This window comes from Mucilaginibacter endophyticus (assembly GCF_003351025.1).
In the GTDB taxonomy this organism is placed as follows: Bacteria; Bacteroidota; Bacteroidia; order Sphingobacteriales; family Sphingobacteriaceae; genus Mucilaginibacter; species Mucilaginibacter endophyticus.
The window spans coordinates 88,126-114,161 of the sequence record NZ_QPCG01000004.1 but is presented as its reverse complement, the minus strand read 5'-3'; the positions used below and the strand labels follow the sequence as shown (position 1 = coordinate 114,161).

Genomic DNA, 26,036 nt, shown 5'->3' with positions numbered 1-26,036 from the left:
AAAATAAAACCAACACAATTTCTATACTTAAAACAAAACAAATGAGACAAATCTACTTAAGGTGTTTCGCTTTCTTGTTGTTTAGTGTGATCACCATGACAGCGTACGCACAAAAAACAGTTACCGGGACAGTAACTGAAAAATCCGGCCAGGTTTTACCCGGTGTAAGTGTTGCCGAAAAAGGCACCGCTAACGGAACAACTACCAATGCCGATGGTAAGTACAGTATTAGGGTTAAGCAGGGCGCGGTACTTACCTTTTCATTCATCGGCTTTAAATCAGCCGAGGTAACTGTAGGAACGCAAGCTGCCATTAATGTTACGCTTGACGAAAAAGAAAACGCCCTTACCGAAGTTGTAGTAACGGCCCTCGGTATCAAACGCGAAAAGAAATCTTTGGGTTACGCTATTCAGGAAGTTAAAGGTGAAACTTTAACGGCATCAAAAGAGCCTAACATCGTAAACGCGTTATCAGGTAAAGTTGCCGGTTTGCAAATTACCCGTTCAGGTAACGGACCAGGCGGATCTTCAAAAATTACTTTGCGCGGTAACAACTCGTTGACTGGTTCAAACCAACCTTTGATCGTAGTTGACGGAATTCCGCTTGATAACTTTACCGGTGCAGCTAACAACGACTACTACAACCCTTCGTTGGATATGGGTAACGGTTTATCGGACATCAATCCGGAAGATATCGAGAGCCTAAGCGTATTGAAAGGCCCTTCTGCTGCGGCCTTGTATGGTTCAAGAGCGGGTAATGGTGCTATCTTGATCACTACCAAAACCGGTAAAACACAAAAAGGTCTGGGTATTACTATTTCATCGTCAATAGGTTCGGAAAGCATTTTCGCGCGTCCGGGTTTACAGCAGGATTTTGGTCAGGGATCCAACAATGTTTATGACGCTACTTCATCCAGCAGCTGGGGCCCTAAGGCAACCGGGCAGGACGTAAAAAAATGGGATGGTACAACCGCTCCGTTACATACTTATGACAACATTAAAAACTATTTTGGCAAAGGTTTAAACGCAAACCAAAGTATCTCATTTCAACAGCAGTATAAATCAACCTCTGTTTATACTTCGTATAACAGACTTGATGATAAAAGCGTTATCCCCGGCGCTAAGCTAATCAGGAACAACTTAATGGGCCGTACTGTAAGTAAGTTTGGCGAAGGCGACAAATGGACAGTTGATACCAAAGTTCAGTACATTAATGCTACAGCACTTAACCGTCCGCAGGGAGGTTCAAATGTTAGCAACAATTTTTACGCACTTTCGTTATTGCCTACCTCAATTGATATCAGGGATTTTAAAGGCCGTACTGATAACAGTGGTAACATGCTGTGGTGGCGTCAAAATAATGAGCTGAACCCTTACTGGGCATCAAAATATAACCTGAACGAAGATATCAGGAACAGGTTTTTGCTTAACGCGTCTATCAAATATCAATTTAACACCTGGTTGAATGCCGAGTTAAAAGGTGGTGCTGATACTTATACTACTAATACCGAAAACAAAACTTATGCCGGTGCCACGCCAACATCAACCGGTGCTTACGGTTTGGGTAAAGCTAACTTTACTGAAACCAACTATAGTGGCTTGTTAACCGCTAAAAAAGACAACATCTTTGGTAAATTAGGTGGTACAGCAACATTTGGCGGTAACTTAATGAACCGTCAGTCGTCATCACTGAGTGCGAGCGCAAACCCACTTCAGGTTCCCAACTTGTTTTCAATCAACAATGGTACTACAAGCCCATCTGTTAGCCAGACTATTTCAAAACATGATATCTATTCAGTCTACGGATCGTTGGGATTAAATTATGACGGGTACTTATTCCTTGACGGAACTTTTAGAAATGATTGGTCATCAGCTTTAAATGCTAATAACCGTTCTTATTTCTATCCATCTGTTAGTACCTCATTCCTGTTTACCGAGTTTATGACCAAAAATGGTAATACTTTACCTTCATGGTTAACTTACGGCAAAATCAGGGGTTCATTTGCTTCGGTAGGTAACGACATGGATCCTTACCAGTTATATAACACCTATACCATCGGTAAAGATCCAAACGGAAATACTACTGCAAGCCGTAACGACGTGCTTTATGATCCAAACGTAAAAAGTGAGCTGATTAAATCGTACGAAGCAGGTTTAGAAATGCGCTTTTTTAACAGCCGTTTAGGTTTTGACTTTGCTGTATACAAATCAAACGCTACAAGGCAGTTAATTAACTTGCCGATGGATGGTTTAAGCGGTTACACAGCCCGTAAAATCAATGCCGGTGATATTCAGAACAAAGGTTTAGAGTTGATGGTTGACGGAAAAATTATCCAGGGCCAGGGCTTTAACTGGAACACCAGTGTTAATTTCTCTATCAACAGGAATACTGTAAAATATCTCTATCCGGGCGTTAGCCAATATTCTCTTGGCGGTTTTGATGATCTTTCGGTTGTTGCCGAAACAGGTCAGCTTTATGGTGAGATCTATGGTTCACGTTTCCTGAGGGTAAAAGACGCGAGCAGCCCATATAATGGTCAGCTATTATTAGATGCTAACGGTTTGCCGCAGGTTGACCCTGAAAGAACCAAGTTGGGCAATCAGCAGGCTTCAAGCTTATTAGGCGTTACAAACACGTTCTCTTACAAAAACTTTGATCTTTCATTCCTGGTTGATGCCCGTTTTGGTGGTCAGATTTTTTCAGGAACAATTGCTAACATGGAGCAATATGGTACATCAAACAAAACAGTTGTTGGCGGATCAAGAGAAGATATGCTTGTTAATGGTGTTGTGTTAAACACAACTACTAACCAATACCAGCCGAACACGGTTAAAACCTCTGCACAAAACTATTGGACAGTAGTTGCCGGTCATGGTAATATAGGTGTAACGGAAGCCAACCTTTATGATGCTTCAAATATCCGTTTGAGGAACGTACAGCTAAATTATAACCTTCCGCAAAAATTTGTTAGGAGCATTGGTATGCAAAGGGCTAAAGTGGGTGTTTCTGCCAACAATGTTTGGTTGATCTCAAGCCACATGAATGGTATGGACCCTGAGTCATCGTACGCTACAGGCACCAACGCAACCGGTTTTGAAAGCGGTAGCTTCCCTACTACACGTACCCTTTTATTTAACCTAACTGTAGGCTTCTAATTAACAGATAAGAATAATTCATAACAACATATGAAAACGATATTAAAAAAATCAAGCCTGATGGTTGCAGCAGCATTGCTTGCCGCGTCATCGTGCAAAAAGTTTGATGATCTGAATAACAACCCGCTCCAGGCTAATGGAGACCAGGTACAAACTGAATATTTTATCAACAATTCTATTATCGGCGCACAGCAGGACCCAGGATTATCTGAGCGTGTATTTATCTTGTACTGGATAGTTGGCGGACATGGTTTGCAGGATGAGGATGGTGAAACATTTTCACGCGGATCATACGATGATGGTTGGACATCTGAATATTACAGGCAAGCGTCACAGTGGTTAAACAATGCCAACAGCGCTATCGAAATTGGCAACGATCAGATAACCAAAGGCACATCAAAAGTGTATACAAAGAACCTTATCCAGGTTGCAAGAATCTGGCGGGCGTACCTGATGAGCGAGTTCTCTGATAGTTTTGGCCCGATGCCTACCGATGGTTTCCAGGGAAAAAATCCGGATTTTAAAGATGTTAAAACCGTTTATTATTTCCTGCTTGATGAGTTAAAAGATGCAAGCGCCAAGCTGGATGTATCAGTAACAAATCCGTCAACTTTGGCCAATGAAGATCCTGCTTTTGGATATGACTACACCAAATGGCGTAAATATGCCAACGCTATGCGTATGCGTTTGGCCATGCGTTTATCAGAAGTTGACGCGGCTAAAGCTAAGTCTGAATTTGAAGCTGCCGCTGCTACCAATGATTTTATTACTGATGCAACCCAAACATTCAGTGTAAAAGAAGCTCCTAACAGCTATAACCCATTAAGTAGTGTGTTCAGGAAAGAATCATCATGGATGGGCTTGCCGATCTCTGCAACTTATAATAACCTGGTATTTGGGTTAGGTAGTGTTAAATCTGCCGATCAACTGGATGCGTCATTTGATTCGGCCATTAAACCGGCCGATTGGATGGGACAAAGGTTTACCGATCAGTTTGCAACCAAAACCAACGATCCGGCTGCCGGATACTGGTTTAACGGTCTGCCAAATACAATCGACCCTCGTGCTTACAAAATATTCAGCATTCCGGGTAATCTGACCGATCCTAATTACCCTGCTATTGGCGGCACCTTTACCGCTACACAAAGGGATTTGAAAGATGCCTCTGGTAAAGTTGTTAAAACGCTTAATTCAACCAATACATGGAATGCCAAGGCTGATGGTAACTGGGGAGCAAAAGCTTCAATGAACGAAGCAATAACCACTAATGGTTTTAAACCGCTATTGAACCTAGTGTACAGGAACGGTAATAATAAACGTGTATTCTTTGGCCCGTGGGAAACTTATTTCCTTTTAGCAGAAGCTGCAGTACGTGGCTGGACAGTACCTGTTGATGCCAAAACGGCTTATGAAACCGGTATAGCAAAAAGCTTTGAATACTTTGGTACTACAGCCAATTTAACCACTTACCTTGCATCAACCGATTATAACAGGGTTGGTACTTCGGTTAAATGGGAACACACCACAGAGCCGGCTGCATCGCACACCATGAACTATGAGGATGGCCTTACCGGCGCGGCAGGAACTGTAGCGATAAGCTACCCTAAAAATGATCTTTACAAGTCAGGTACTGTAAGGAATGATCAATTGACTAAGATCATTACTCAAAAATATCTGGCACAATTACCGTGGTTGCCTTTGGAGACCTGGAACGATCACAGAAGGCTTGGTTTACCATTCTTTGAAAATCCTGCGGTTGAGGATATCATGCCGGACCTTCCTGCTTTAACCAGCGGAAATTACATGACCAGCAGCGTTAAGTTCTTCCCGCAGCGTATGAAATATCCATCAAGCCTGAGCAACAGTAACATCACTGGTTATAACCAGGCTGTATCTGCCCTTGGTGGTGCCGATCTTGTGTTGACCCCGCTGTGGTGGGCTCAGCACTAAAATTCAGGAGCGGATTAAATAATCTGTTCTAATTATGAAAGGGAATGAGTTTATTGCTCATTCCCTTTTTGTTTTGGGTAAAGTTTATAAATAATAAGCATAGCAAAATAGAATAAGAAGATCTTTGATGCTATTGTTTGCTGACACAATATGGGCAAAAAGAAAAAAGGCCTTTCTAACTGATTATAACAATTCGGGCAGGCAATGTTCTCGTTTTTAACCGATTTGCCATGCACAAAGGTTTTCATGGTAAAACTCTCCGGAATCTCCTTTAAAAAGCTGGACTCATTGCCTTTTTCTGTAATTAAAAATAGCTTATCCCGTACTCTCGTTAAAGTAACTTAAAATAGCCTTCTTTCCTCCTCCATTACCAGGTCATGGTCGGCTTTTATTGTTTAAAAGCCCTGTCTTCGAGGCATATATCCGGATAGCCTCCATATTCTTCAGTAAGTTCTACTATAAATGCCGTTTTGGCTTCTTATCCTTTTGAAGTATAAATATCAATTATTCTGAATATTATTTTTTAATGCAATTGGCTCTTAGCTAGTATCTTATTGTAAAAATATTTTTTTATATAAAAATCCAAACTTATATTTAGATGTTCTGAGTAAAACTTTTAGTTGTATTTCGAGTGCCTGAATTTTAACACTTTTCACCATGTTCGACAACCCCGTTTTGGATGTCGCTATTGGGCTGATCTTTATCTTTTTGTTGTACAGCCTGCTTGCGACCACAATCAAAGAATTAGTAGCTACCATTTTTTCTTACCGTCCCCGGATGCTGGAACTTGCACTGGAACGAATGCTGGACGGAAAACATTACAGTTATTACTGGTGGAATAAGCTGTTCAATATCTTGTTATGGATCAGTAATTGGATTAACCTGGTTTTCAATTTTACCCGGAAAGAGAAAATGCCAAAACCCGGGCATATCAGTGGTTTTATGAAGAATATTCCTCAGGAGGGGTATCAGTTCCGCCGCTGGAAATTGAACGAGAAAGCCGACCTTTTTGCCGCACGCTTTGTCAACCATCCGATCTATAAGCGGGCTGCCGAGGACTCTATGTTTAATAAAAAGCCGGCTTATCTCAGTGCTTCATCTTTTTCCGATATCCTGTTGGATATATTCCATCCAGCCGGCGACAAGCCTTTATTGCTGGCTGATATCCGGACGCGTATAGACAGTTTTCCGGATAAAGGGGCACAGGCGCTTCATAAAGATACGAAGGCTATCTTACTTCTTTATATACAGCAGGCTAACGGCGATCTGCAGCGCTTCCGGGCTTTGCTGGAAGCTTGGTATAATGAAACTATGGACCGAGTTTCAGGTTGGTATAAGCGTCAGGCCTACAAGGTGCTTTTTGTAATAGGGATGGTGGTTGCAATCAGTTTCAACGTAGACACTATTGCAATCGTACGCACGCTCTCCAATGATAAGCCAACCCGGGATGCAATGGTTAAAGGCGCTTCGGCCTATGTACAGCAACAAATGCAGAAGGTGCAACCCAAAGCAGGTACTGCCGTACAATCCGTCGATACCTGTAAATTACATCAGGATCTGGATAAAATCACCCGGATATATAAGGATGCTATTGCCCAACCGAATGTGACCCTGGGAATAGGATGGGATAATGAGATCAAAACACAACAGAAAGCATGGAAAGCAAAATATAACAATGGAGACTATCAAAGTCTTTGCTTTTATTGGTTTTTCTTCTGGAATGCAGTGTGGCCATCTCTGTTGGGCTTCTTTATTACGGCTCTGGCAATCTCGTTGGGTTCACCTTTTTGGTTCGATCTGCTCAATAAATTCATCAACCTGCGCGTGAGTGGCAAACGCCCGGAAGATGAGGCTCCGGTAGGCAAGGCGGCGGCTATGAATCAAAAACCTGTAGTCAATTCATTCGGTTGATATGAAAGAATATATCGTAACCAAACCGGTACTTAATATCCGGAATAGCGCGTCGGTGGCTAATGATGCTAATTTTATCGGGCAAGTTAGCCAGGGTGAGATCTTATACCTCGATCCGCAAACGGTTACCGGAGATATCCCCAAAGGAGGAAAATCTGATCAGTGGCATCCTGACTTATTCAATCGGGTAGTAGCCAGTGAGGGAGTAGCACTTTATGATTTTAATCAAAAGGTGAAGCTTTTTGTGGCCGATGATACATTTAAAAACTTGCATCAGGGAACGCCCATTTATCAAAATTGGCATGTAAACTGGGGTTTTGCGGATCAGGAGATCTGGAAATTTTGGAAGGATTTTGGTACCAGGGGTAAAGGGGTGAAAGTGGCTGTTATTGACATGGGGGTCAATCACTCGGCGAATGATCTGCAAGGGCGTATAAGTGCTAAGTCAGTCAGCACAATCGGGCCAGATCCTGCTAATTTCTCGGATATCAGCCCGAACCGACATGGAACGAAAAGTGCCGGATTGATCGGAGCGAGTGGGGCTTCGGCTGTGTTCGGCATCGCGCCGGATTGTGAGCTGATTGTGATTAAAGCTGGGGATGCCGGATTTAACGCGGGCGATATCTTGCCGGCCATGAACGAGGCTATTGCGTTAGGTGCTCAGATCATTTCTATGAGCATAGAATACTATCGGCCACTCCAGGCGTTGGGAGCTATTGATGCTTTGCTGGCGAAGCATGTGGATAACCCTATTTTGTTTGTTGCTGCGGCAGGTGATAATGGAGACCCTTCGATTTCCTACCCGGCAAGTTTTAACGGTTGCTTTTCTGTAGGTTCCTATGGCTTGACGGCAGCAAATGCGCGCATAGTTGACATAAACAATAATGTTAATTCCAAGCTGAAATTTTTGTGTCCGGGGGTAAATATCCTTAGCTGTTCGGATAACGGATCTGCGCGTTATAACATGAGTAGCGCGGCAACCGCGTTTGCAAGCGGCGTCATGGCACTTATAAGTTCAGCGCTGAATCGGGTACCAACCTATAATCAAGTGCTGGCTGCTCTGAAAACGGGGCAATGCACCCAGCAGATTGCCGCTTTAACGCCTTTTTCAGATACGGAAGGCTATGGCGTGCTATCTCCTTATCAATTATTAAAAATCCTAAAAACCATAGCATGAAACGAATCCTGCCCCTATTGCTTTTTGCTTTGTTGACGTCCTTTGGCGCACTGGCGCAAAACTCTTATTATGATGCCGTGAAGCTGCGGAAGTTTCTGAAAGATAATGGCAACGGTAGCTTTTCCTTTGATCAGGCTAAAATGCCGCAGGTTTATGAAATCCTGAAAAACTATAGCTACGATCGGACGACCGACACATTGGCTGCGACAGACAAATTAATCTATCGGAACATTTGCCCTGCTGGTGCAACCAATGATTTTTTGTGCGATTATTTTCCTGCCGCTGGCGGCGATGCGACCCAAATTAGTACCGTGGTTTCAGCCATCGGTTCTTTTAACGGAGCCAATATTTTCAATGGTATAGCCCAGTTCCTGATCGAACGGGCTAAGGCGGAGGTGAACGAAGCTTTTTTTATTCGTTTGAAAGATTTTCTTGATGATTATCCGGAGTTTGCAACCTTATTCCCACATACCAATATTTTTCTTAGTAATTATAATTCCTGGGAGTACGCTAACTTATTAAATACATTGAAGGAAGCATTCAATCAAGACATTAACCAATTGCCGGCGGATATCATTAAACTTAAAAATCTTGCGGATGCTGATTGCTATGCCAGTGATAATAAAGAAACGGATTATTGCAAAGAGTGTAAGAGTAGGATTGGTAAGATCAGGACATTTTTTGCAAGTAATGACGGAAGATTATTGTTGTCGGCCTGCGGGGTTGCAGATGGGGTGATCAATAATAAAAAAGTACCTGAAATCTTGCACTCTGTCATCAGTCCTGATTTTTTATTGGGCTATACGGTGGCCGACCCGAATGACAATGCCAATATTCATAATATGTTGCAGTTGGTTGACCTTGTGAATATGAGCCTGGAGAGCAACGAGACCGGCAAAAACTACATCAGTGCTGCAGAATTTAATGCGATGATTGATGATCAGCAACTGCGTAACCTTTATCTCGGCTTGATCTATCAACAGGTGCGTAATGCTAACAAAGGCAGTGGGCTCGTATTTTACGTGAATGGGGCCAATGTGGCTGTCACCAGTATGATTGATAAGCTTCATGTTGATGGAGTCTGGAACTATATCCGCAACTGCCATGACCAGGCTGTGGATCTGCAGCGAGCCTATGATCAGCTTAAAGCGGATAAGCTGGCCGCAAAAGCAGACCTAAGCCCGGATTATACAGCTCTGACCGCTTCTTTCAGTCAGTTGTTGGCAACGTTACGAAATGTATCGGTCGTTGATAATCGTTTGAAGATAGCCGCGCAGGTAGACATTTACTTTGCCTATACAGACCAGGCACTACAGATCAGCAATAATATTTTTTCAAAAAACTACAATGCGGCCGTAATGGGTACACTCACAATACTGGCAGACTTCTTGAAAGAACAAGGTGGCAACGACCCGGATATCGCGAACTTTTGTACGAATTTCATGAAATACGCTTCGTTTGCCTCGAATGTTGTGGAAGCGAAAACACCGGCAGAAGTGAAGTCCGCAGTGGAGGCTGTAGCTTTGCCGGTAGGTAGTTATACTATCAAACAGAAGTCTGCTTTCAATATCTCTGTAAACGCTTATGTAGGTTATGCCTGGGATAGCAATAAACCGTTTTTTAAAGATGCCTATGCGCACGGCGTATATGCGCCGATTGGTTTTTCTTTCAATTTTGGTTCGGCCAGGTCTTGGGGGATACCGGTAACGTTATTTGCTTCTGTGATTGATATTGGCTCCTTTGTATCTTATAACCTGCAAAGTTCGGCTACGGATCAGCTGAAACAGGAAGTGCGGCTGGAAAGCGCATTTTCACCTTCCGCGCAATTGTTTTTACAGCTGCCCAAAACTCCACTAACCATTGGTGGCGGGTGGCGGCAGACTCCTAAATTGTTTTACAGCAAATCAGATAACACTTTTGTGCCGGTAACTTCAAAGAGTGTGTTCAATTTCAGCGTCCTGATCGATATCCCTTTGTTTACATTACATAATGCTCCTTTTACAACCGCTAAGAAATAATTAGTTGAAAAGACCGGTCACGGGTTTGCTCCGTCATTACGGGTGACGCTGATGTTCGTGGTCGGTTTGCTATTTTTAGTCAATTTTGTACTTTAAGCCCAATCTGGCGATAAATGCGGAACCGCAAAACCGGCACCTCGAAATTTCGAGATAATATAATCTGGCGATTTTATGCCAATCAAATTCGAAAATGATTTTTTAGACAATTCAGTGAACGAAAGAAATTCAACTTTATGCTCTTAAGTTGGCCAAGAAATGAACTTGATTGGTATGTATAACAGGATATCGGGTTACCTGCTGTGTTACCTGGAAAAAAGAAGGCTTTACGTTGTTTCGTAAAGCCTTGATTATCATAAGTGGAGAATATCGGAGTCGAACCGATGACCTCTTGCATGCCATGCAAGCGCTCTAGCCAGCTGAGCTAATCCCCCGTATCGGGTCGCAAATATATCATAAGTTGCAAACATTTAAAATATATTTTTGGAAAAAATGAATGGGGTATGTAACTGATCATCTGTGATCTTGTTTGTCAAGCTGCTGCAGAAACTTTTCGGCATTACTTAAATGCATGTTTTGCTTTTCTGCGGGCATTTTGTCGAATGTTTTTACCAGCATACCTAAACGCGGATTTTGTAAAAAGAAATTTCGGTGCACATGCATAAATCGCCAGAATAGGCCATCCCAGGTTTCCTGCCACGGGCCTTTTGCCCAATCGCCCATTTTTAATAGATAGTTGCTGCCACTTATGTAGGGTTTGGTCATCATTAGGCCGCCATCGGCAAATTGGGTCATGCCGTAAGTGTTGGGTACCATTACCCAGTCGTAAGCATCTACATACATTTCCATAAACCATTGGTAAACGTCATCGGGATGAAATTCGCACAGTAAGAAAAAGTTGCCCATAACCATTAAGCGCTCAATATGATGCGTATAGCCGGTGGCTAAAACTTTTTTTATTACAACATCAACCGGGGTTATACCTGTATTGCCTTTCCAAAAAGATGCGGGTATCCGGCGTTTAAAACCCCAGTAATTTTTCGTTCGTTGCGTTACGCCTTCACGTTCATAAACAATGTGGATAAACTCGCGCCAGCCCATGATCTGTCGTATAAAACCTTCTAACGAGTTTAGTGGAATTTCTGAGTTTGTAGCTACATCCAGCGCTTTATCAATTATCTGCTGTGGATTAATCAATCCGATATTGAGCATGGGAGTCAATACCGAATGATATAGAAAGCTTTCATTGGCAACCATGGCATCTTCATAAATACCAAAATCATGAAGGCGTTGCTTCAGAAAATCTTCGAGCCAGTGTTCTGCTTCGTCATATGTAGTTGGATAAAAGCCACCCAGGTTACCAAACGGAGATGCGGTATTGCCGTAATTATTGGCAAAATGTTTATCTACGTAAGACTGCGCTTCTTGCAGATACACGTTTTTCTTCGGAACGTTTAGCAAAGGTACAACCGCGTTCTTAGGGAATTTAAGGCGGTTTTCACTATCATAAGTCCATTTGCCACCGATGGGCTTTCCATCGCGTTCAAGTAAAATATTGCGTTGTTTGCGCTGATCTATATAAAAGTCGGTTTGAAAATAAGTTTTCTTTTTGTCGAAGAAATCGGCCACTTCTTCAATATTGTTAAGAAAATTAGGGCTACGATGCTTGTTGAGTTGTATTTGGTGTTTTTCAGCATTGTGTGTCAGTCTTTTTTCTAACCAGTTATCGACAGTATCCGTGTAGTAAATATGTTTGATACCTTGTTTTGCTAACATTGCTACCAATTGTTGTACGTCTGAATTGGGGTCTTTAGCAGCTATATAGTCTACTTCTATTTTATGGGTGGATAAGTGATGGGCATAAAACTTCATCGAGGCCCGGTGCAATACCAGTTTCTTTTTATTGAAATTGTATTGGTTAAAAAATAACGTTTCTTCTATAAGATAAACCTTACGGGATTGCTTTACCGATGGATGGTGTTTAAATAGCTGATGCGGGAAAATAAGTGTCGCGCTGTCATGTTTCATACATAAACAATAAAATATGATTAACTATGTTTGAAGTTTCCTCGTCTCAGTTTTATCTACCTCATTAGCGATGTATTATTTGTTTTACAAACTATCACTTGATTAATTAAACTTTTAATACATAAATTTGCCTCGCTTTTGGTTCACGGATAATTAACGCCCGTGATTAAAAGGGAACCCGGTGTAAATCCGGGACTGTCCCGCAGCTGTAAGCTCCATAACGCCGAAGCCCATTCTTATTGTCACTGTTAGTCGTTTGACTGGCGGGAAGACAGGGCCGGGGGGAGTAAGTCAGAAGACCTGCCACCAGCACATATTAATTCATAGCTTTCGGGGATTGAAGCTGGAATGAGGATACCTTTCGTGTATTTCATTTTTTGTAATTCGTTCTGTTTGCTGTGAGGTTTTTTTAACCCACAACACTCATGAAATTAACTGTGCGCCATACGTTCGCAACGCGTAATGGCTGTATTAAAGGTTTTCTGTGGCTTGTTTCCTTCTGGATAGCAACTGCTTGCTGTTGCTTACAGGTTTCAGCGCAATCTCCGGTTCGTAAGAAAGATACTACCCAAACAGATTCTACCAGGATCACGCATCTTAATCAGGTAGATATTCGTGCTGCCAAAACGGATCTTCGCAATACCTCGCCAACACCGGTACAAATATTGAAAGGCGAGCAATTACAGCGCCTCAACAGTTTTTCGGTGGCTGATGCCCTGCGCTTTTTTACTGGCGTTCAGTTGAAAGATTATGGTGGAGTTGGCGGTTTAAAAACTATCAACGTGCGCAGTTTGGGCACCAATCATGTTGCTGTATTTTATGATGGTGTACAGTTGGGCAACGCGCAAAACGGGCAGGTTGATCTTGGCCGGTTCTCGTTAGATAACATTGAAGAGATTGATCTTTATAATGGCCAGCGAAGCGAGATCTTTCAATCTGCCAAATCATTTTCGGCAGCAAGCACTATATATCTTCAATCGGCCAAACCTAAATTTGAGCCGGGCGAACATACACACATTCGCCTTAATTATAAAACCGGCTCGATGGGGTTAGTGAACCCATCAATACTCTGGCAGCAGAAGTTAAGCGATAAAATAAGCAGTACCGTTAGTGCCGAATATATCCAATCAAATGGTCGCTATAAATTTAGGTATACTAATGGTGTGTATGATACAACCGCGGTACGCAATAACGGCGATATTGAAGCTTACCGGATGGAGGTCGGGCTTAGAGGAAGCGTGGCTGATAGCGCTATATGGACTATTAAAGGATACAGCTACATCTCAGACCGTGGGTTGCCGGGAGCCATCGTAGCCAATAAATTTAATTATTCGCAAAGGCAATGGGATCGCGACCAATTTATCCAGGCCAATTATGAAAGTAATGCTGGTAACCGCTATAGCTTTAAAGCGATAGCTAAGTACAGTGATAATTATGAGCGTTATCTTGATCCTGAGTTTGTAACCACCACAGGCTTCCTGGATAATCGTTTTTATCAGCACGAGTTTTATACCTCTATCGCAAATCGATACCGCATTTTGCCGGTTTGGGATGTGGCGCTCTCTGCCGATTTTCAATTGAATAACCTCGACGCTAATCTATATCGTTTCCCATATCCAACCCGCTATACCGAGCTGGTTTCATTGGCTTCCCGGCTCAAGTTAGGTCGACTTAACCTGCAAGCGTCTTTACTGGGCACTTTTGTTAATGACAAGGTGAAGGAATATACCGGTGCCGGGCGTAAAACTGCTTATACTCCGACGCTAACGGCTGGGTGGCAAGTGTCGAATAATGGTGATCTGATGCTTCGCGCTTTTTACAAAAATATTTTTCGGCTGCCAACCTTCAATGACTTGTATTATACACTGATTGGCAACACTCAGCTTAGACCGGAATATGCTAAACAATACGATGTTGGCTTTACCTATAATCATCAGTTTAGAAAACAGGTGTTGCAATCATTCTCGATACAGGCCGACGTTTATTATAACCAGGTAAAGGATAAAATTGTAGCAATCCCGGGCCTTAATTTATTCAGATGGGTGATGTACAACGTTGGAGATGTGCATATAAAAGGAGCGGAAATTAATGTGCAATCCGCGTGGAATGTTGCTGATGAATTGGTTATAACGACCTGTCTTAATTACACTTACCAGCAGGCATTTTATAAAGATGGCGGCATTACCTACCATTATAATATCCCATATGTACCTATGCACAGCGGTTCGTTTACTTTGGGGGCCGATTACCGCCGGTTTCAATTCAATTACAGCTATATCTATACGGGGCTTAGGTATAATGAATTGAGTGACGATACCAATCACGGGTACAACACCGTAGCGCCCTGGTATACCCATGATCTGTCGGCAGGCTATCTCACCAAAATATATCAGCATAAGATAAGGTTCGGCATTGAGGTAAATAATCTGCTTAACCAGGATAGGGAAATCATTTCCAATTTTCCGATGCCCCGTCGTTTTTACCGCTTCAAAATAAGCTACAATATCTAACCATGAAAAAACTGAAAATAGCCCTATATCTACCCGTTGCCCTGTTTATGGTATTGCTTGTGGCATCATGCCGCAAGGCGCCGCAAGTAATACCCGAACAGGTTGAAACCATCTTTGCACCCGATCCATCAAGCACCATTAAAGGCATGTACCTGCTTAACGAAGGGAATATGAACATGAATAAGGCTTCGCTGGATTTCGTGGACTTCCGTACCGGCGTTTACAAGCGTAATATTTATAACGAGGCCAATCCATCGGTCACCAAAGGTTTGGGCGACGTTGGTAACGACATCGGTATTTATGGCTCAAAAATGTATGTCGTTGTTAACATCTCCAATAAGGTAGAAGTATTGGATGTTAAAACGGCAAAAAAACTGGCCCAGATAGATATTACCAATTGCCGCTACGTAACCTTTCATAAGAATAAGGCATATGTTAGCGCATATCTCGGCAAGGTTGGTGATCCCAAAGCGCCAAATGGTATAGTTGCCGAAATTGATACCGCCAGTCTGCAGATTGAGCGTAAAGTTACCGTTGGTCGCCAGCCTGAAGAAATGGCTATTGTTGGCGAAAAGCTGTACATAGCAAACTCGGGTGGTTACAGTCCGCCCGATTATGAGCGTACAGTTTCGGTGATTGACCTTGCATCGTTTACGGAACTTAAGCGGATAGATGTGGCTATCAATCTGGATAGGTTAAAGGCCGATAGATACGGTGATATCTATGTTACCTCCCGCGGCGATTACTATTCTATCCCTTCTAAATTATTTGTTATCGATACCAAAACCGACGCTATCAAAAAAACATTCGATATAGCTGCAAGCAATCTTTGGATAGATGATGATACGGCCTATATCTACAGCACCGAATGGAGCTATCCGCAGCAAAAAAACACCATTAGCTACACCATGCTCAACGTGAAGGACGAAACCGTGCTGAGTAGCAAATTTATTACCGATGGTACCGAAAAAAAAATAGTAGTTCCTTATGGCATAGCTGTTAACCCTGTCACCAAAGATGTTTTTGTGACCGATGCCGGTAACTACGTGGCCTCGGGCACACTTTATTGTTTCGACAAAAATGGCCGCATGAAATGGCAGGTTCAGGCAGGCGATATCCCAGCTCACATGGCCTTTATTTACTAATCCAATTCAAATTTCAAATACAAACAAATCTTTATGAAAAAACAACAACTTAAACCGTTATTACTATTAGTTGTACTGTGCGCATTTGCCTGGGCATCCTGTAAAAAGGATAAAGTTGCCGAGGTGGGCCCGCAGGAAGCGCCCATTCGCCCCACAACAGCCTCGAGCAATGCATACGTAACCAAGCTGTTTGATTTTAATCCGGCACCTGGGCAATTTACCAATACTGGCTTGGGTGATACTACTGCTGCAAAAGGCACGCTTAAAACAGATCAGGGGTTGGTGAGCCTTGGTGGCTGGGGCGGCTATATTGTAGTGGGCTTTGATCATACCGTATTAAATGCCGATGGAAAAACAGATTTTATAGTATACGGCAATGCCTTCGCCCAGTTTGCTGAGCCGGGGGTGATATGGGTGATGCAGGATAAAAATGGCAACGGTTTGCCTGATGACACCTGGTACGAGATCAAAGGCAGCGCCTTTTATAAGGATGGTTATACCCGCGATTATTCGGTAACATACACCCGCCCGGCATGCGATACCTGCAGTGTGCCATGGAAAGATAATAAGGGTAATACCGGCGTAATCCAGACTAACATGTTCCACTCGCAGGCTTATTATCCTATTGGTCTTAAAACCAATACTTATACTTTAACAGGAAGCCTGATACCGTCAAGTAATATCAACATGGATGATCCAACTTACATCACCAGCGCGTCGTTTGATTATGGCTACGCCGATAACACAGGCGGTGGCGATAAAATTGACATCAGCAGTGCTATGGATGATAAAGGCAATAAGGTAAATCTGAAGGGGATAGACTTTATCAAGGTTCAAACGGGTATCCTGGCCAATATGGGCTGGTTGGGCGAACAGTCTACCGAATTTACCGGCGCCGCCGATCTCAGCCTGCTCAAATAATCTACTACACACAATCAAACAACTATATAAAAAATCATCATTATTATGAAAAAAACAATTACAACTAAGCTTGGCGCGATAGTATTTTCGTTACTGGTTTTAGTGGCTTCGTCATGTAAAAAAGATGGGTTAGGGGCAAATAATAATAGCAAACCGCTCAAAACCCAGTCTTTAGGTAAATATGATAACGGCTTCTTTTTAATTAATGAGGGCTGGTATGGTCACGGAACTGGGAGCGTAAGTTTTTACAGCTTTGCTACTAATACCAAACAGGATAGCATCTTCACTAAAGAAAATCCGGGCAAAACGCTTGATCCGGCTACTTCAACCTTAGAGTATGGAACCATATTCAACAACAAGCTGTTCCTGGTGTCAAAAGTTGGCGGACCGGTTGTTGTTGCTGATCCTTACTCGCTTAAAGAGCTTGGTCGTATTGTAGCGGTTGGCGGTAACAATTGGCAGGCTTTTGTTGGTATAGATGCAACTAAGGGCTTATTGAGTTCGGCAAGTGGTATCTATCCGTTCGATTTAACTAACTATACAACCGGCGCCAAGTTAACCAGCGTAACCGGCAGCGTTGGCGATATGATCAAAGCTGGTAACTATATTTTTGTACTGTCGCAGAGCAAGGGGGTAGTGGTACTTAACGCAGGCGATTATTCGGTTGCTAAAACTATATCGGGCATGGTAGTAGCATTTACCAAAACTCCGGATGGTTCGGTATGGGCCGCGGGAGGTACTTCATTAATCAAGATCAATCCTGCTACTTTAGCGGTAACAACCATTACCTTGCCCTTTACGGCAAACAGTACCTGGTTTGCATGGCATCCGGGCTCTATTACTGCATCAACGCAAAACAACACAGTTTACATAGCTAACAACGGCACGTTTAGTGGTGCAACTACCATTTACAGGTATATAGATGGTAATGCGGCTTCACTTTCTGCCCCCTTTATTACCATACCAACGGGTAAAGAGTTGTACGGATCTGGAATAGGGTACGTGCCGCAAACCAATCAACTGGCGGTTACTACGGTGAAATCAGGTTTCGGCGTAAATTATGGCATCAACGACCTGTATTTTTACGATTTGAACGGAACACAGGTGGGCGATCTGAGTTATTCAGGTTATTACTTCCCGGCAATACCGGTATTTCATTGATATTGAAAATTTACAAAACAGGAAAGCTTAGGTCACTACCTAAGCTTTCCTGTTTTATTGTTTATTCTGCGTGCTTCTTCATGATATGGTGCAGCTCCAGTATGTTACCTGAAGATACAGTATTAACAAGTTCCCATCCCTGGCCCGACATATAATTTAACGCATCTACTACGGATGTGAATTTTGTAACCGTTTCAAACTCCTGGCTGAAGTTAATATCCATGCCGTAGTCGGTGGTGACATCAACCTTGTTTGAAAATGCATGTTTTATAGTTTTAATGATACAGTATTTGTTTTTGGGGGACGACATAGGTGAGTTTGTATTTAAAATGGTTTAGTTGTATAAATATACAATGCGTTTTAAATGAAAAGAATATTTGAGGGTGATTAAATGAAAAGCTTATAAAAAAGTAAAGCCCCTGATGGGCAGGGGCCTTTACTAACCAATTATAAACCTAAATTATGAGAAGACTATTTTATGTGGTGTTATCTTTAACACGGTGTAAAAGTAACACTAAGTTTTGATATTCGGAAAATATTTTTTGTAATTTTTTTGTAAGTTTAATCAATTACTTTCTTGTCCGATATCTTATTGTCAAAAATAGGAATAAATCATTAAAAATTTACTAATTTTTTGAAAATCATTTTTAATAATTACTTACTGTTGTTTTTTCAAATAAAAAATTGACGTTTTTGCTTTTAAAGTTTACAAAAAATTAATTTTAAGTAATTTTTAAATTAAAATTAAGGTTTAAAGTGGCTTTAAAATCAAAAACTGGACAAGAAAAGGCTTTAAAGGTTAATTGGTGGTTTGTTTTTTGGTAAAAACAACAAAATTCAATGAGATTTTTCTATTTAACTCGTTTTTTAAACCGTTTAAAGAACTTTTGTTTGCTAAATCAATTTATGTCCTAAACGTATTAGCGTTATAAAAATTACTTTACAAAGGCTTTTTTTTAAAGATGCTTTGGCACTTTTGCAGCAAAAACATACTGCTCTTTAAAATATGTCTTCAACTCATACTGAAAAACAACATCCGCACCTTACACCATTAACCTTATGGATCATGACCATAGCTACAGGTTTAGTGGTGGCAAACATATACTACAACCAACCTTTACTGGCCGATATGGCGCATGATTTTGGTGTGAGCGACAAAAAAGCGCAGCAAATATCGCTTTTTACACAGATAGGTTATGCCACGGGACTATTATTTATAGTGCCCCTGGCGGATATGCTTAAGCGTAAGCGACTTATTTTGATAGATTTTGTGTTGGTGATCCTGTCTCTATTGGGTAGCGCCCTTGCTCCGTCGGTAACCATAGTTATGATAGCCGGTTTCCTGGTAGGTGTATCATCTGTAATTCCGCAGTTGTTGATCCCGATGGCTGCGCATCTGGCTAAACCGCACGAACGGGGAAAAAAGATAGGCTTTGTGATGAGTGGCTTATTGATAGGTATTTTGCTTTCGCGTACATTAAGTGGTTTTATAGGCGAGCATTTTGGCTGGCGAAGCATGTATTATATAGCTGCCGGCTTAATGTTACTTATTTGGCTGATGGTATTTTTGTTTTTGCCCGAATTGGAACCCGATTATAAAGGAAATTACGGCAAGTTGATGAAATCATTGATCCATTTAGTGAAAACTCAGCCTAAATTAAGGCTTGCCGCCTTTAGAGGCGCTTTATGCTTTGCCTGCTTCAGCGCTTTTTGGACAACGCTGGTATTCTTATTAAAAGAGCCGCAGTTTAATGAAGGGAGCGCGGCAGCAGGGATGTTTGGCCTTGTGGGGGCCTTTGGAGCGGTGGCCGTTGGTTTTATGGGAAGGTTGAGCGATAAAATGGATGCTTATAAATTGTCTATCTATACATTGGCTCTTATCCTGATCTCATTTATTGTGTTCTATTTTTCAAGCCATAGTATAGTAGGCCTTATTATCGGGGTTATCCTGTTGGATATGGGCGTGCAGGCTACGCATATCTCCAACCAGTCTATCATTTTTGCGTTAATTCCCGAAGCCCGCAACCGGATCAATACAGTGTACATGGTGTCTTATTTTATAGGCGGGGCCTTAGGCACATTTTTCGCCAGCCTGGTTTGGAAAAACTATGCCTGGAACGGCGTGTGCGCCATAGGTGCAATACTATCGGTAATAGTGATCATAGTGCATTTGTTAAACTACAGGAAACCGTCCGCTGATGTAACTGATGTTCGCTAACGCATACCTGTTTATGGGTTTTCAAATACGCTTTTGATCGAATCGACCAGAAAATGTCAAAAAAATTCTAAAAAATTAGTCTTGAATTTCAGGCATTTACATTTTAATGTAAAATAAATCTGAGGTTTTAATGACTTTTTATGCCGCTTGACAAAAGTTTGGCATTGATTTGGAGAAGTACTGATCAAACGCAGCTGTTATGAAAGCAAAAGACAAAGCGGTTAAGCCTGAAGAAGAGAAAGAGTGGGAGAATCCTGTAGAGCCGACCAAGACTTCAGACCCGCGCGACGAGGAACAGATGTTGAGGCAATACAAAGAAGCTAAACGCCGCCACGACAACCTTACCGGGAACGAAGACGAAGAAAAGAAGGACTAAAACGAAGACATTAAAATATTAAAAACATCAAAAGCCTACAACATGAAAACGCAAAAACAAACATCAACCACCAAACTGATTACAAGTTTTGATAACGAGCTTAAAAATATCATCATGAGCGATCTGAAAGCTATAAAAGCTAAAACACCATATTTAACACCGGCCGCTTAAGCTAAACAAAACCCTACACTACCTACAAAAACATCTACCTATGAAAGCATATAAACCAACACCCGCAATATCTAAATTACTTGCACGCTTTGACGCCGAATTATTGGAGCTGTTAAGGGAAGATTTAAAAAACTATAGGGCTAAAACCCAATTCATGAGCAACAGCAAGCAGGTAGCAGCACAGCAAACGCTGTCTGCCGCTTGATCAACATATATCATATCTACCTATCGAGTACTAACATCTCCTATGAAAACGTAGAGCCCTGTAATAAGCAGGGCTCTATTTTTTTGCGGTGTGCCTGATGCCTGTTTAATGTTGTGTTAAGTTTATATGTTATTAAATAACAATATGTTAATATTTGCATCACTTAAAGGAAATGACTGAAACGGTTCTTTGAAACTAAAGCGGCAGGCGAAACTTATTCGCCGGTCATAAACAAAGTTTTATGCATTTTTCAATCCCCGCGGTTATACTCCCCTTCCTTGGCCAGGTGGATCTGAGCGGTTACCTGCTCACAGTTTTTCTTCTTTGTATCCTGGCAGTTATTGGTTTTGAGTTTGTAAATGGCTTTCATGATACAGCCAATGCCGTAGCTACAGTTATTTATACCAAAGCTCTTCGGCCAATTTACGCTATTCCGTGGTCGGGCTTCTGGAACTTTTTAGGTGTTTGCCTTGGCGGTGTTACTGTTGCCATGGGTATTTTAAAATTAGTGCCTTTAGATACGCTGATGACCCTGCCCGTGAGTGTTGGCGCCTGCCTGGTACTTGCTGTACTGTTGTCATCTATTGTTTGGAATTTGGGTACCTGGTATCTGGGGATTCCTTGTTCAAGTTCGCATACTATGATCGGTGCCATGATTGGCGGCGGACTTGCCTTTACTTTTTACTATAATGGTCCGGGGGTAAACTGGAGTAAAGCTGGTGAAATAGGTTCATCGCTGATCCTGTCGCCGTTAATTGGTTTCGGCGCGGCGGCATTGCTGATGTTGTTCCTGAAGCATGTAACCAAATCACACGCGTTATTTCATATCCCCAGCGGCGAAAACGACAGGCCGCCAATACATATCCGCCTTTTGCTGGTTACTACCTGTACGCTGGTAAGCTTTTTTCATGGCAGTAATGACGGGCAAAAAGGTGTAGGCTTATTTATGCTGATCCTGATCGCTTTTTTACCTGCACGTTTCGCGGTAAATCATGCGGTTCCGGATGCCAAAGTTTTATCTGCCTTAAATCAAACAGAGCAGGTTGTTAACGCCCGGCTCGCTAATAACAGCGAAAAGAAACCCGTTTTAACCGAACTGAAAACCGCTATTGATCAAACCAAAGCATCCCTGGCCGAAAAAAATGAAAAAGAGGTAGCAAAAACTTACCGTTATCGTAAACAGGTTGAAGGCGTTATTAAAGATATAAGAGCTGTAATTAAAGATCCAAGGGTAAGCCTTGAAGTTAAAGAGAAAGAAGCGCTTACCAGCGCAGCTAATGAACTAGAACATGTAACGGATTTTGCGCCTGTATGGGTTATTGCTATTATCTCGCTTTCGTTAGGTGTGGGTACTATGATAGGCTGGAAAAGAATTGTGGTTACCATTGGCGAAAAGATAGGTAATGAACATTTGAACTATGCCCAGGGCGCAACCTCGGAGATTGTGGCCGCATCAACCATTGGTTTAAGCACAGGCTTTGGCTTGCCGGTAAGTACAACGCACGTTTTGTCGAGCGGCATAGCCGGGGCGATGGTTGCGTCGGGCGGTAAGGGGAATTTAAATAACGGTACGCTTAAAAACATCGCTTTAGCGTGGGTGCTTACTTTGCCGGTTGCGATAATTTTAGCATTTTTATTATTCATGCTTTTTCATTTGTTTATATAATACAGTAAAATGAAACAGATACTGGTAGCCACCGATTTTTCAAAATGCGCCGCGAACGCGATGGCTTACGCCATGGAACTGGCCAGCATATTAGGCCGTGAAGTTTGCGCTATACATGCCATACACCCAACCGAAGGTATCAACAACAGTACCTATAACGCCATTTTTATTGAAGACTACTACAATAACAAACGCGAGGCATTAAAAGAATGGGTAAGTACTTACACTACAGATAGCAAGTATCAAAATGTAAAGGTAACTACCCTTTGCGATGTAGGCTTTTTAAAAGCGGTGATAACCCGTTATGTTGAAAAGCATGAGGTTGAATTGCTGGTGATGGGTATTATGGGCGCAACCGGTATTACCGGCATAGTGGGCAGTAATGCCAGTATGGTAGTAACCAAAATAAAGATCCCTACGCTGATTGTGCCACTGGAAAGCAAGTTTGATAATGTGCCGATGATAACCCTTGCTACCGATTTTGAAACACGTCTTTCTGCTATAGATGTTAACGCGCTTAATGAAATGATTAAAGCTTTTGGTTCGGCCAAAATGCAGGTGCTTTATGTGGCCGAAAAAACCGACGAGCAGCAGGTACAGGTTTGGGAAGCCCGCTTACGCGATTTGATCAAGCATACCGACCTTGAATTTAATTACATACAAGACAGCAGCGCGTTGAATGGCATTATGAATTTCATCCAGTCGCATGAAACGGATATGCTTTGTTTGGTTAAACATCACCATAATATTGTGTACCGTTTGTTTACGCGCAGCACGGTTAACCAGGTGATGAATAAATCGGTTAAGGCGATATTGATACTGCACGAGTAGGGGCTGAAAGCATAACGCCTAAAGCTAAAGGCTGATGTCCACAAGGTTTTATTGCCATCTGTGAAATTAATATACGCTATATAAATACAAACATTATGGATCAGGTAAATTATCCCATAGTAATCATTGTTGTTATTGCGGTTATTATATTACTGGTATGGATCATCAGGCGAAACCGGAAAGATGAAAAGCAGTTAGAAAAGGACATCATCCAATCCGAACTGAAACCGGAAGAAAATAATGATAAAGAGATAAAGCCTTGAAAATGTATTTGAAATGGGTGTCATGTTGAGCCTGTCGAAGCATGGCGGGTAGGGCCTCTGCGCGCGTCCTTCGACAAGCTCAGGATGACAGCCTCTCTGCACCTAATTCACACATTACAATTTTTTCCACGCAGGCTGACAAGTCTATTTATCAGCCTTAGCGTACTTAACAATCAATCCCGCTGTTTTGGCTGATGCTCCCGGTTGCCCCATACGTACATCAAGTTCGTCGTAATTGCTGAGCATGGTTTGGCGATAAACAGCATTGTTGATAAGCAGATCGAGTTCGCTACCGATCTTTTCGCTGGTGCATTCTTCCTGGATCAATTCTTTTACAACCGCTTTATCCATAATTAGGTTTACAAGGGATATAAATTTCAGTTTTACCAGCATGCGCGCGATGGCAATGGTTAATTTACCGCCTTTATAAACCACTACCTGCGGTACGTTAAACAAAGCGGTTTCGAGTGTGGCGGTGCCAGATGCCACGATGGCCGCATGGGCTTGATTTAGCAAATCATAAGTGGCGTTAAATACAATCGGGATATTGGCTCCGTTTAGATATGGCGTATAATAATCAGCCTGAAAAGCCGGTGCGCCGGCAATTACAAATTGATATTCGGGGAAATTAACCGATGCTTTGATCATATCAGGCAGCAACCTGCTAATTTCCTGCTTGCGGCTACCTGGTAATAACGCGATGATGTTTTTACCGGAAAGGTTATTTTTCTGCAGAAAATCAGCATCAGGTTTAAACGCTGAAACGGCATCAAGCAGCGGGTTGCCTACATAATCAACCTCCATTCCCCATTCTTTATAAAATGCTACCTCAAAAGGCAGGATGCAAAACAGATGATCTACAATCCGTTTGATCTTGAGTACCCGTTTTTGATTCCAGGCCCAAACCTTTGGCGAAATATAGTAGCAAACCAAAAGTCCCTGCGCCTTGGCGTACTCAGCTATTTTAAGGTTAAAGCCGGGGAAATCTATCAGGATCAAAACATCCGGCTGGTAAGCGCTGATATCCTGTTTGCATGATTTCATGTTTTTAAGGATGGTCTGCAAATTAGCTACCACCTCAACAAAGCCCATAAATGCCATATCGGCATAATGTTTTACCAGGGTGCCACCTTCGGCCTGCATCAGGTCGCCGCCAAAAAAACGAAAGCCAGCTTTTGGATCAAGTACTTTCAGGGCTTTCATTAAGTTAGCTCCGTGCAAATCGCCCGAAGCCTCGCCGGCTACCAGGTAGTATTTCATTATAAGGATTGTAGTTTAAAAATGAAAATAGCCAGCATAAACAAGAGCGAGATCATGGCAACGCCGTTCCCGGTTTTCTCGGCCCCTTTACCATAAAAGTAACGGATAATAAACAAGTTGATGGCAAAAGCAACAAAGTAGGGGATGCCTGGCTTGTGCATAAAAACAATCTGGTTTTTTAGTAGAAACCCAAAAACAAGCAGGCTTATGCCCGGCAATATGGCGCCAATGAGTAAGCCTGCGGATATATCGTTTTTGTTTAGCATGATTATATGTTGAACTTCCAGTTGTTTAAGTAAGGGATAACGTGGTGGGCCGTCATATCAAACTGTACAGGCACAACCGAAGCATAACCCTGTTCTAACGCCCAAACATCGGTATCCTCGCCGCCATCGTTTAACTGGAACACGCCGGTAAGCCAGTAGTAAGGCCTTTTATGCGGATCAACGCGCTCATCAAATTCTTCGGCCCATTTGGCGGCTGCCTGCCTGCAAATTTTTATGCCTTTAATATGTTTGGTATTCGGGAAGTTTACGTTTAACAAGCTGGCCTGCGGTAAGCCATTGGCCAGTACCTGTAAGGCCAATTCTTTTACAAACTTGATGCAGGGTTCAAAATCGGCCTGTAATGTATAATCATCTAACGAAAAACCAATTGATGGAATACCTTCAATAGCCCCCTCAACAGCCGCCGACATGGTGCCGGAGTAAAGCACATTGATGGAGTTGTTCAAGCCATGATTGATACCTGAAACGCAAAGATCCGGCTTCTGGCCTTTAAAAATCTTGTTAACCGCAAGCTTTACACAATCAACCGGTGTGCCCGAGCAACGGTACATTTCAATACCCTCATAAATATCAACCTGGTCGAGCCGTAGAGGTTTGCCAATGGTAATGGCATGCCCCATGCCCGATTGCGGACTGTCTGGAGCAACTACTACAACACGGCCAATTTCGGCCATGGCATCCATCAGGGCTTTGATGCCCGGCGCGGTAATGCCATCGTCATTTACTACAAGTATGGTGGGTTTGGTAACTTTCATCAGGCAAAGTTAACAATCCTCAACAATGTAG

Annotated in this window: 21 protein-coding genes, 1 tRNA gene and 1 riboswitch; of the genes, 16 read left to right on the top strand and 6 right to left on the bottom strand. The window is 42.3% G+C overall.

The annotated features are described in order from the left end of the window. Positions 1-41: 41 nt before the first annotated feature. The 5 genes from DUL71_RS17335 (at position 42) to DUL71_RS17310 (ending at position 10,211) form a co-directional block, all read left to right on the top strand. Positions 42-3,155 carry a SusC/RagA family TonB-linked outer membrane protein gene (locus DUL71_RS17335; protein WP_114939305.1) on the top strand — a complete coding sequence of 1,038 codons (3,114 nt, stop codon included), beginning with the start codon at positions 42-44 and terminating at the stop codon, positions 3,153-3,155. Positions 3,156-3,185: 30 nt separating this feature from the next. Next, positions 3,186-5,105, top strand: coding sequence for a SusD/RagB family nutrient-binding outer membrane lipoprotein (locus tag DUL71_RS17330; protein WP_114939304.1), 1,920 nt, complete (start codon positions 3,186-3,188; stop codon positions 5,103-5,105). Positions 5,106-5,762: 657 nt separating this feature from the next. Next, positions 5,763-7,016 (top strand): hypothetical protein, encoded by a 1,254-nt coding sequence (locus tag DUL71_RS17320; RefSeq protein ID WP_114939302.1) that lies wholly within the window; start codon positions 5,763-5,765, stop codon positions 7,014-7,016. Position 7,017: 1 nt separating this feature from the next. Beyond that, positions 7,018-8,193, top strand: a complete 1,176-nt coding sequence (locus tag DUL71_RS17315) for a S8 family peptidase (RefSeq protein ID WP_114939301.1) — start codon at positions 7,018-7,020, stop codon at positions 8,191-8,193. Then, on the top strand, positions 8,190-10,211 hold the full coding sequence (locus DUL71_RS17310) for a hypothetical protein (RefSeq protein WP_114939300.1): 2,022 nt from the start codon (positions 8,190-8,192) through the stop codon (positions 10,209-10,211). The genes DUL71_RS17315 and DUL71_RS17310 overlap by 4 nt, the downstream gene beginning before the upstream one ends. Positions 10,212-10,568: 357 nt before the next feature. Here the strand turns inward: DUL71_RS17310 and DUL71_RS17305 are convergent. Next, a tRNA-Ala gene (locus tag DUL71_RS17305) sits at positions 10,569-10,642 on the bottom strand. Between the two features lie 79 nt (positions 10,643-10,721). Beyond that, on the bottom strand, positions 10,722-12,236 hold the full coding sequence (locus DUL71_RS17300; protein ID WP_114939299.1) for a cryptochrome/photolyase family protein: 1,515 nt from the start codon (positions 12,234-12,236) through the stop codon (positions 10,722-10,724). A gap of 122 nt (positions 12,237-12,358) precedes the next feature. Further along, a riboswitch (cobalamin riboswitch) is annotated at positions 12,359-12,558 on the top strand. A 103-nt stretch (positions 12,559-12,661) separates the two neighbouring features. On the opposite strand from DUL71_RS17300, the gene DUL71_RS17295 reads away from it, so the two are divergent. The 4 genes from DUL71_RS17295 to DUL71_RS17280 are packed head-to-tail and all read left to right on the top strand — an operon-like array spanning position 12,662 to position 17,973. Next, complete coding sequence (locus DUL71_RS17295; protein WP_114939298.1) at positions 12,662-14,746, top strand: TonB-dependent receptor plug domain-containing protein; 2,085 nt, start codon at positions 12,662-12,664, stop codon at positions 14,744-14,746. A 2-nt stretch (positions 14,747-14,748) separates the two neighbouring features. Beyond that, positions 14,749-15,891, top strand: a complete 1,143-nt coding sequence (locus tag DUL71_RS17290) for a YncE family protein (RefSeq protein ID WP_114939297.1) — start codon at positions 14,749-14,751, stop codon at positions 15,889-15,891. Positions 15,892-15,924: 33 nt separating this feature from the next. Further along, the gene (locus tag DUL71_RS17285; protein WP_114939296.1) at positions 15,925-16,812 is read left to right on the top strand and encodes a cell surface protein; all 888 of its coding nucleotides are present in this window, start codon (positions 15,925-15,927) and stop codon (positions 16,810-16,812) included. Between the two features lie 45 nt (positions 16,813-16,857). After that, positions 16,858-17,973: a DUF5074 domain-containing protein gene (locus DUL71_RS17280; protein WP_114939295.1), complete on the top strand. Its 1,116-nt coding sequence runs from the start codon at positions 16,858-16,860 to the stop codon at positions 17,971-17,973. A gap of 61 nt (positions 17,974-18,034) precedes the next feature. On the opposite strand, the gene DUL71_RS17275 is transcribed toward DUL71_RS17280, so the two are convergent. Continuing rightward, a complete protein-coding gene (locus DUL71_RS17275) occupies positions 18,035-18,283 on the bottom strand; it encodes a hypothetical protein (RefSeq protein ID WP_114939294.1) in 249 nt (82 codons plus the stop codon). A 696-nt stretch (positions 18,284-18,979) separates the two neighbouring features. Here DUL71_RS17275 and DUL71_RS17270 point away from each other — a divergent pair. The 7 genes from DUL71_RS17270 (at position 18,980) to DUL71_RS32310 (ending at position 23,703) form a co-directional block, all read left to right on the top strand. Continuing rightward, positions 18,980-20,191, top strand: a complete 1,212-nt coding sequence (locus DUL71_RS17270; RefSeq protein ID WP_208645590.1) for an MFS transporter — start codon at positions 18,980-18,982, stop codon at positions 20,189-20,191. 199 nt (positions 20,192-20,390) lie between these two features. Next, entirely contained in the window at positions 20,391-20,567 is a 177-nt protein-coding gene (locus DUL71_RS32015; protein ID WP_154402419.1) for a hypothetical protein, read from the top strand. Between the two features lie 42 nt (positions 20,568-20,609). After that, on the top strand, positions 20,610-20,738 hold the full coding sequence (locus tag DUL71_RS32685) for a hypothetical protein (protein ID WP_279629797.1): 129 nt from the start codon (positions 20,610-20,612) through the stop codon (positions 20,736-20,738). Between the two features lie 40 nt (positions 20,739-20,778). Further along, positions 20,779-20,943 carry a hypothetical protein gene (locus DUL71_RS32010; protein ID WP_154402418.1) on the top strand — a complete coding sequence of 55 codons (165 nt, stop codon included), beginning with the start codon at positions 20,779-20,781 and terminating at the stop codon, positions 20,941-20,943. A gap of 241 nt (positions 20,944-21,184) precedes the next feature. Further along, positions 21,185-22,609: an inorganic phosphate transporter gene (locus tag DUL71_RS17265; protein ID WP_114939293.1), complete on the top strand. Its 1,425-nt coding sequence runs from the start codon at positions 21,185-21,187 to the stop codon at positions 22,607-22,609. A gap of 9 nt (positions 22,610-22,618) precedes the next feature. Beyond that, a complete protein-coding gene (locus tag DUL71_RS17260; RefSeq protein WP_114939292.1) occupies positions 22,619-23,440 on the top strand; it encodes a universal stress protein in 822 nt (273 codons plus the stop codon). A gap of 95 nt (positions 23,441-23,535) precedes the next feature. Beyond that, positions 23,536-23,703: a hypothetical protein gene (locus DUL71_RS32310; RefSeq protein WP_167443304.1), complete on the top strand. Its 168-nt coding sequence runs from the start codon at positions 23,536-23,538 to the stop codon at positions 23,701-23,703. Between the two features lie 144 nt (positions 23,704-23,847). Here the strand turns inward: DUL71_RS32310 and lpxB are convergent, their stop codons facing one another. The 3 genes from lpxB to surE are packed head-to-tail and all read right to left on the bottom strand — an operon-like array spanning position 23,848 to position 26,005. Beyond that, positions 23,848-24,963, bottom strand: a complete 1,116-nt coding sequence (gene lpxB, locus DUL71_RS17255; protein ID WP_114939291.1) for a lipid-A-disaccharide synthase — start codon at positions 24,961-24,963, stop codon at positions 23,848-23,850. Then, positions 24,963-25,229 carry a hypothetical protein gene (locus DUL71_RS17250; protein ID WP_114939290.1) on the bottom strand — a complete coding sequence of 89 codons (267 nt, stop codon included), beginning with the start codon at positions 25,227-25,229 and terminating at the stop codon, positions 24,963-24,965. The genes lpxB and DUL71_RS17250 overlap by 1 nt, the downstream gene beginning before the upstream one ends. 2 nt (positions 25,230-25,231) lie before the next feature. Further along, complete coding sequence (gene surE, locus DUL71_RS17245) at positions 25,232-26,005, bottom strand: 5'/3'-nucleotidase SurE (RefSeq protein WP_114939289.1); 774 nt, start codon at positions 26,003-26,005, stop codon at positions 25,232-25,234. Between the last annotated feature and the right edge of the window lie 31 nt (positions 26,006-26,036).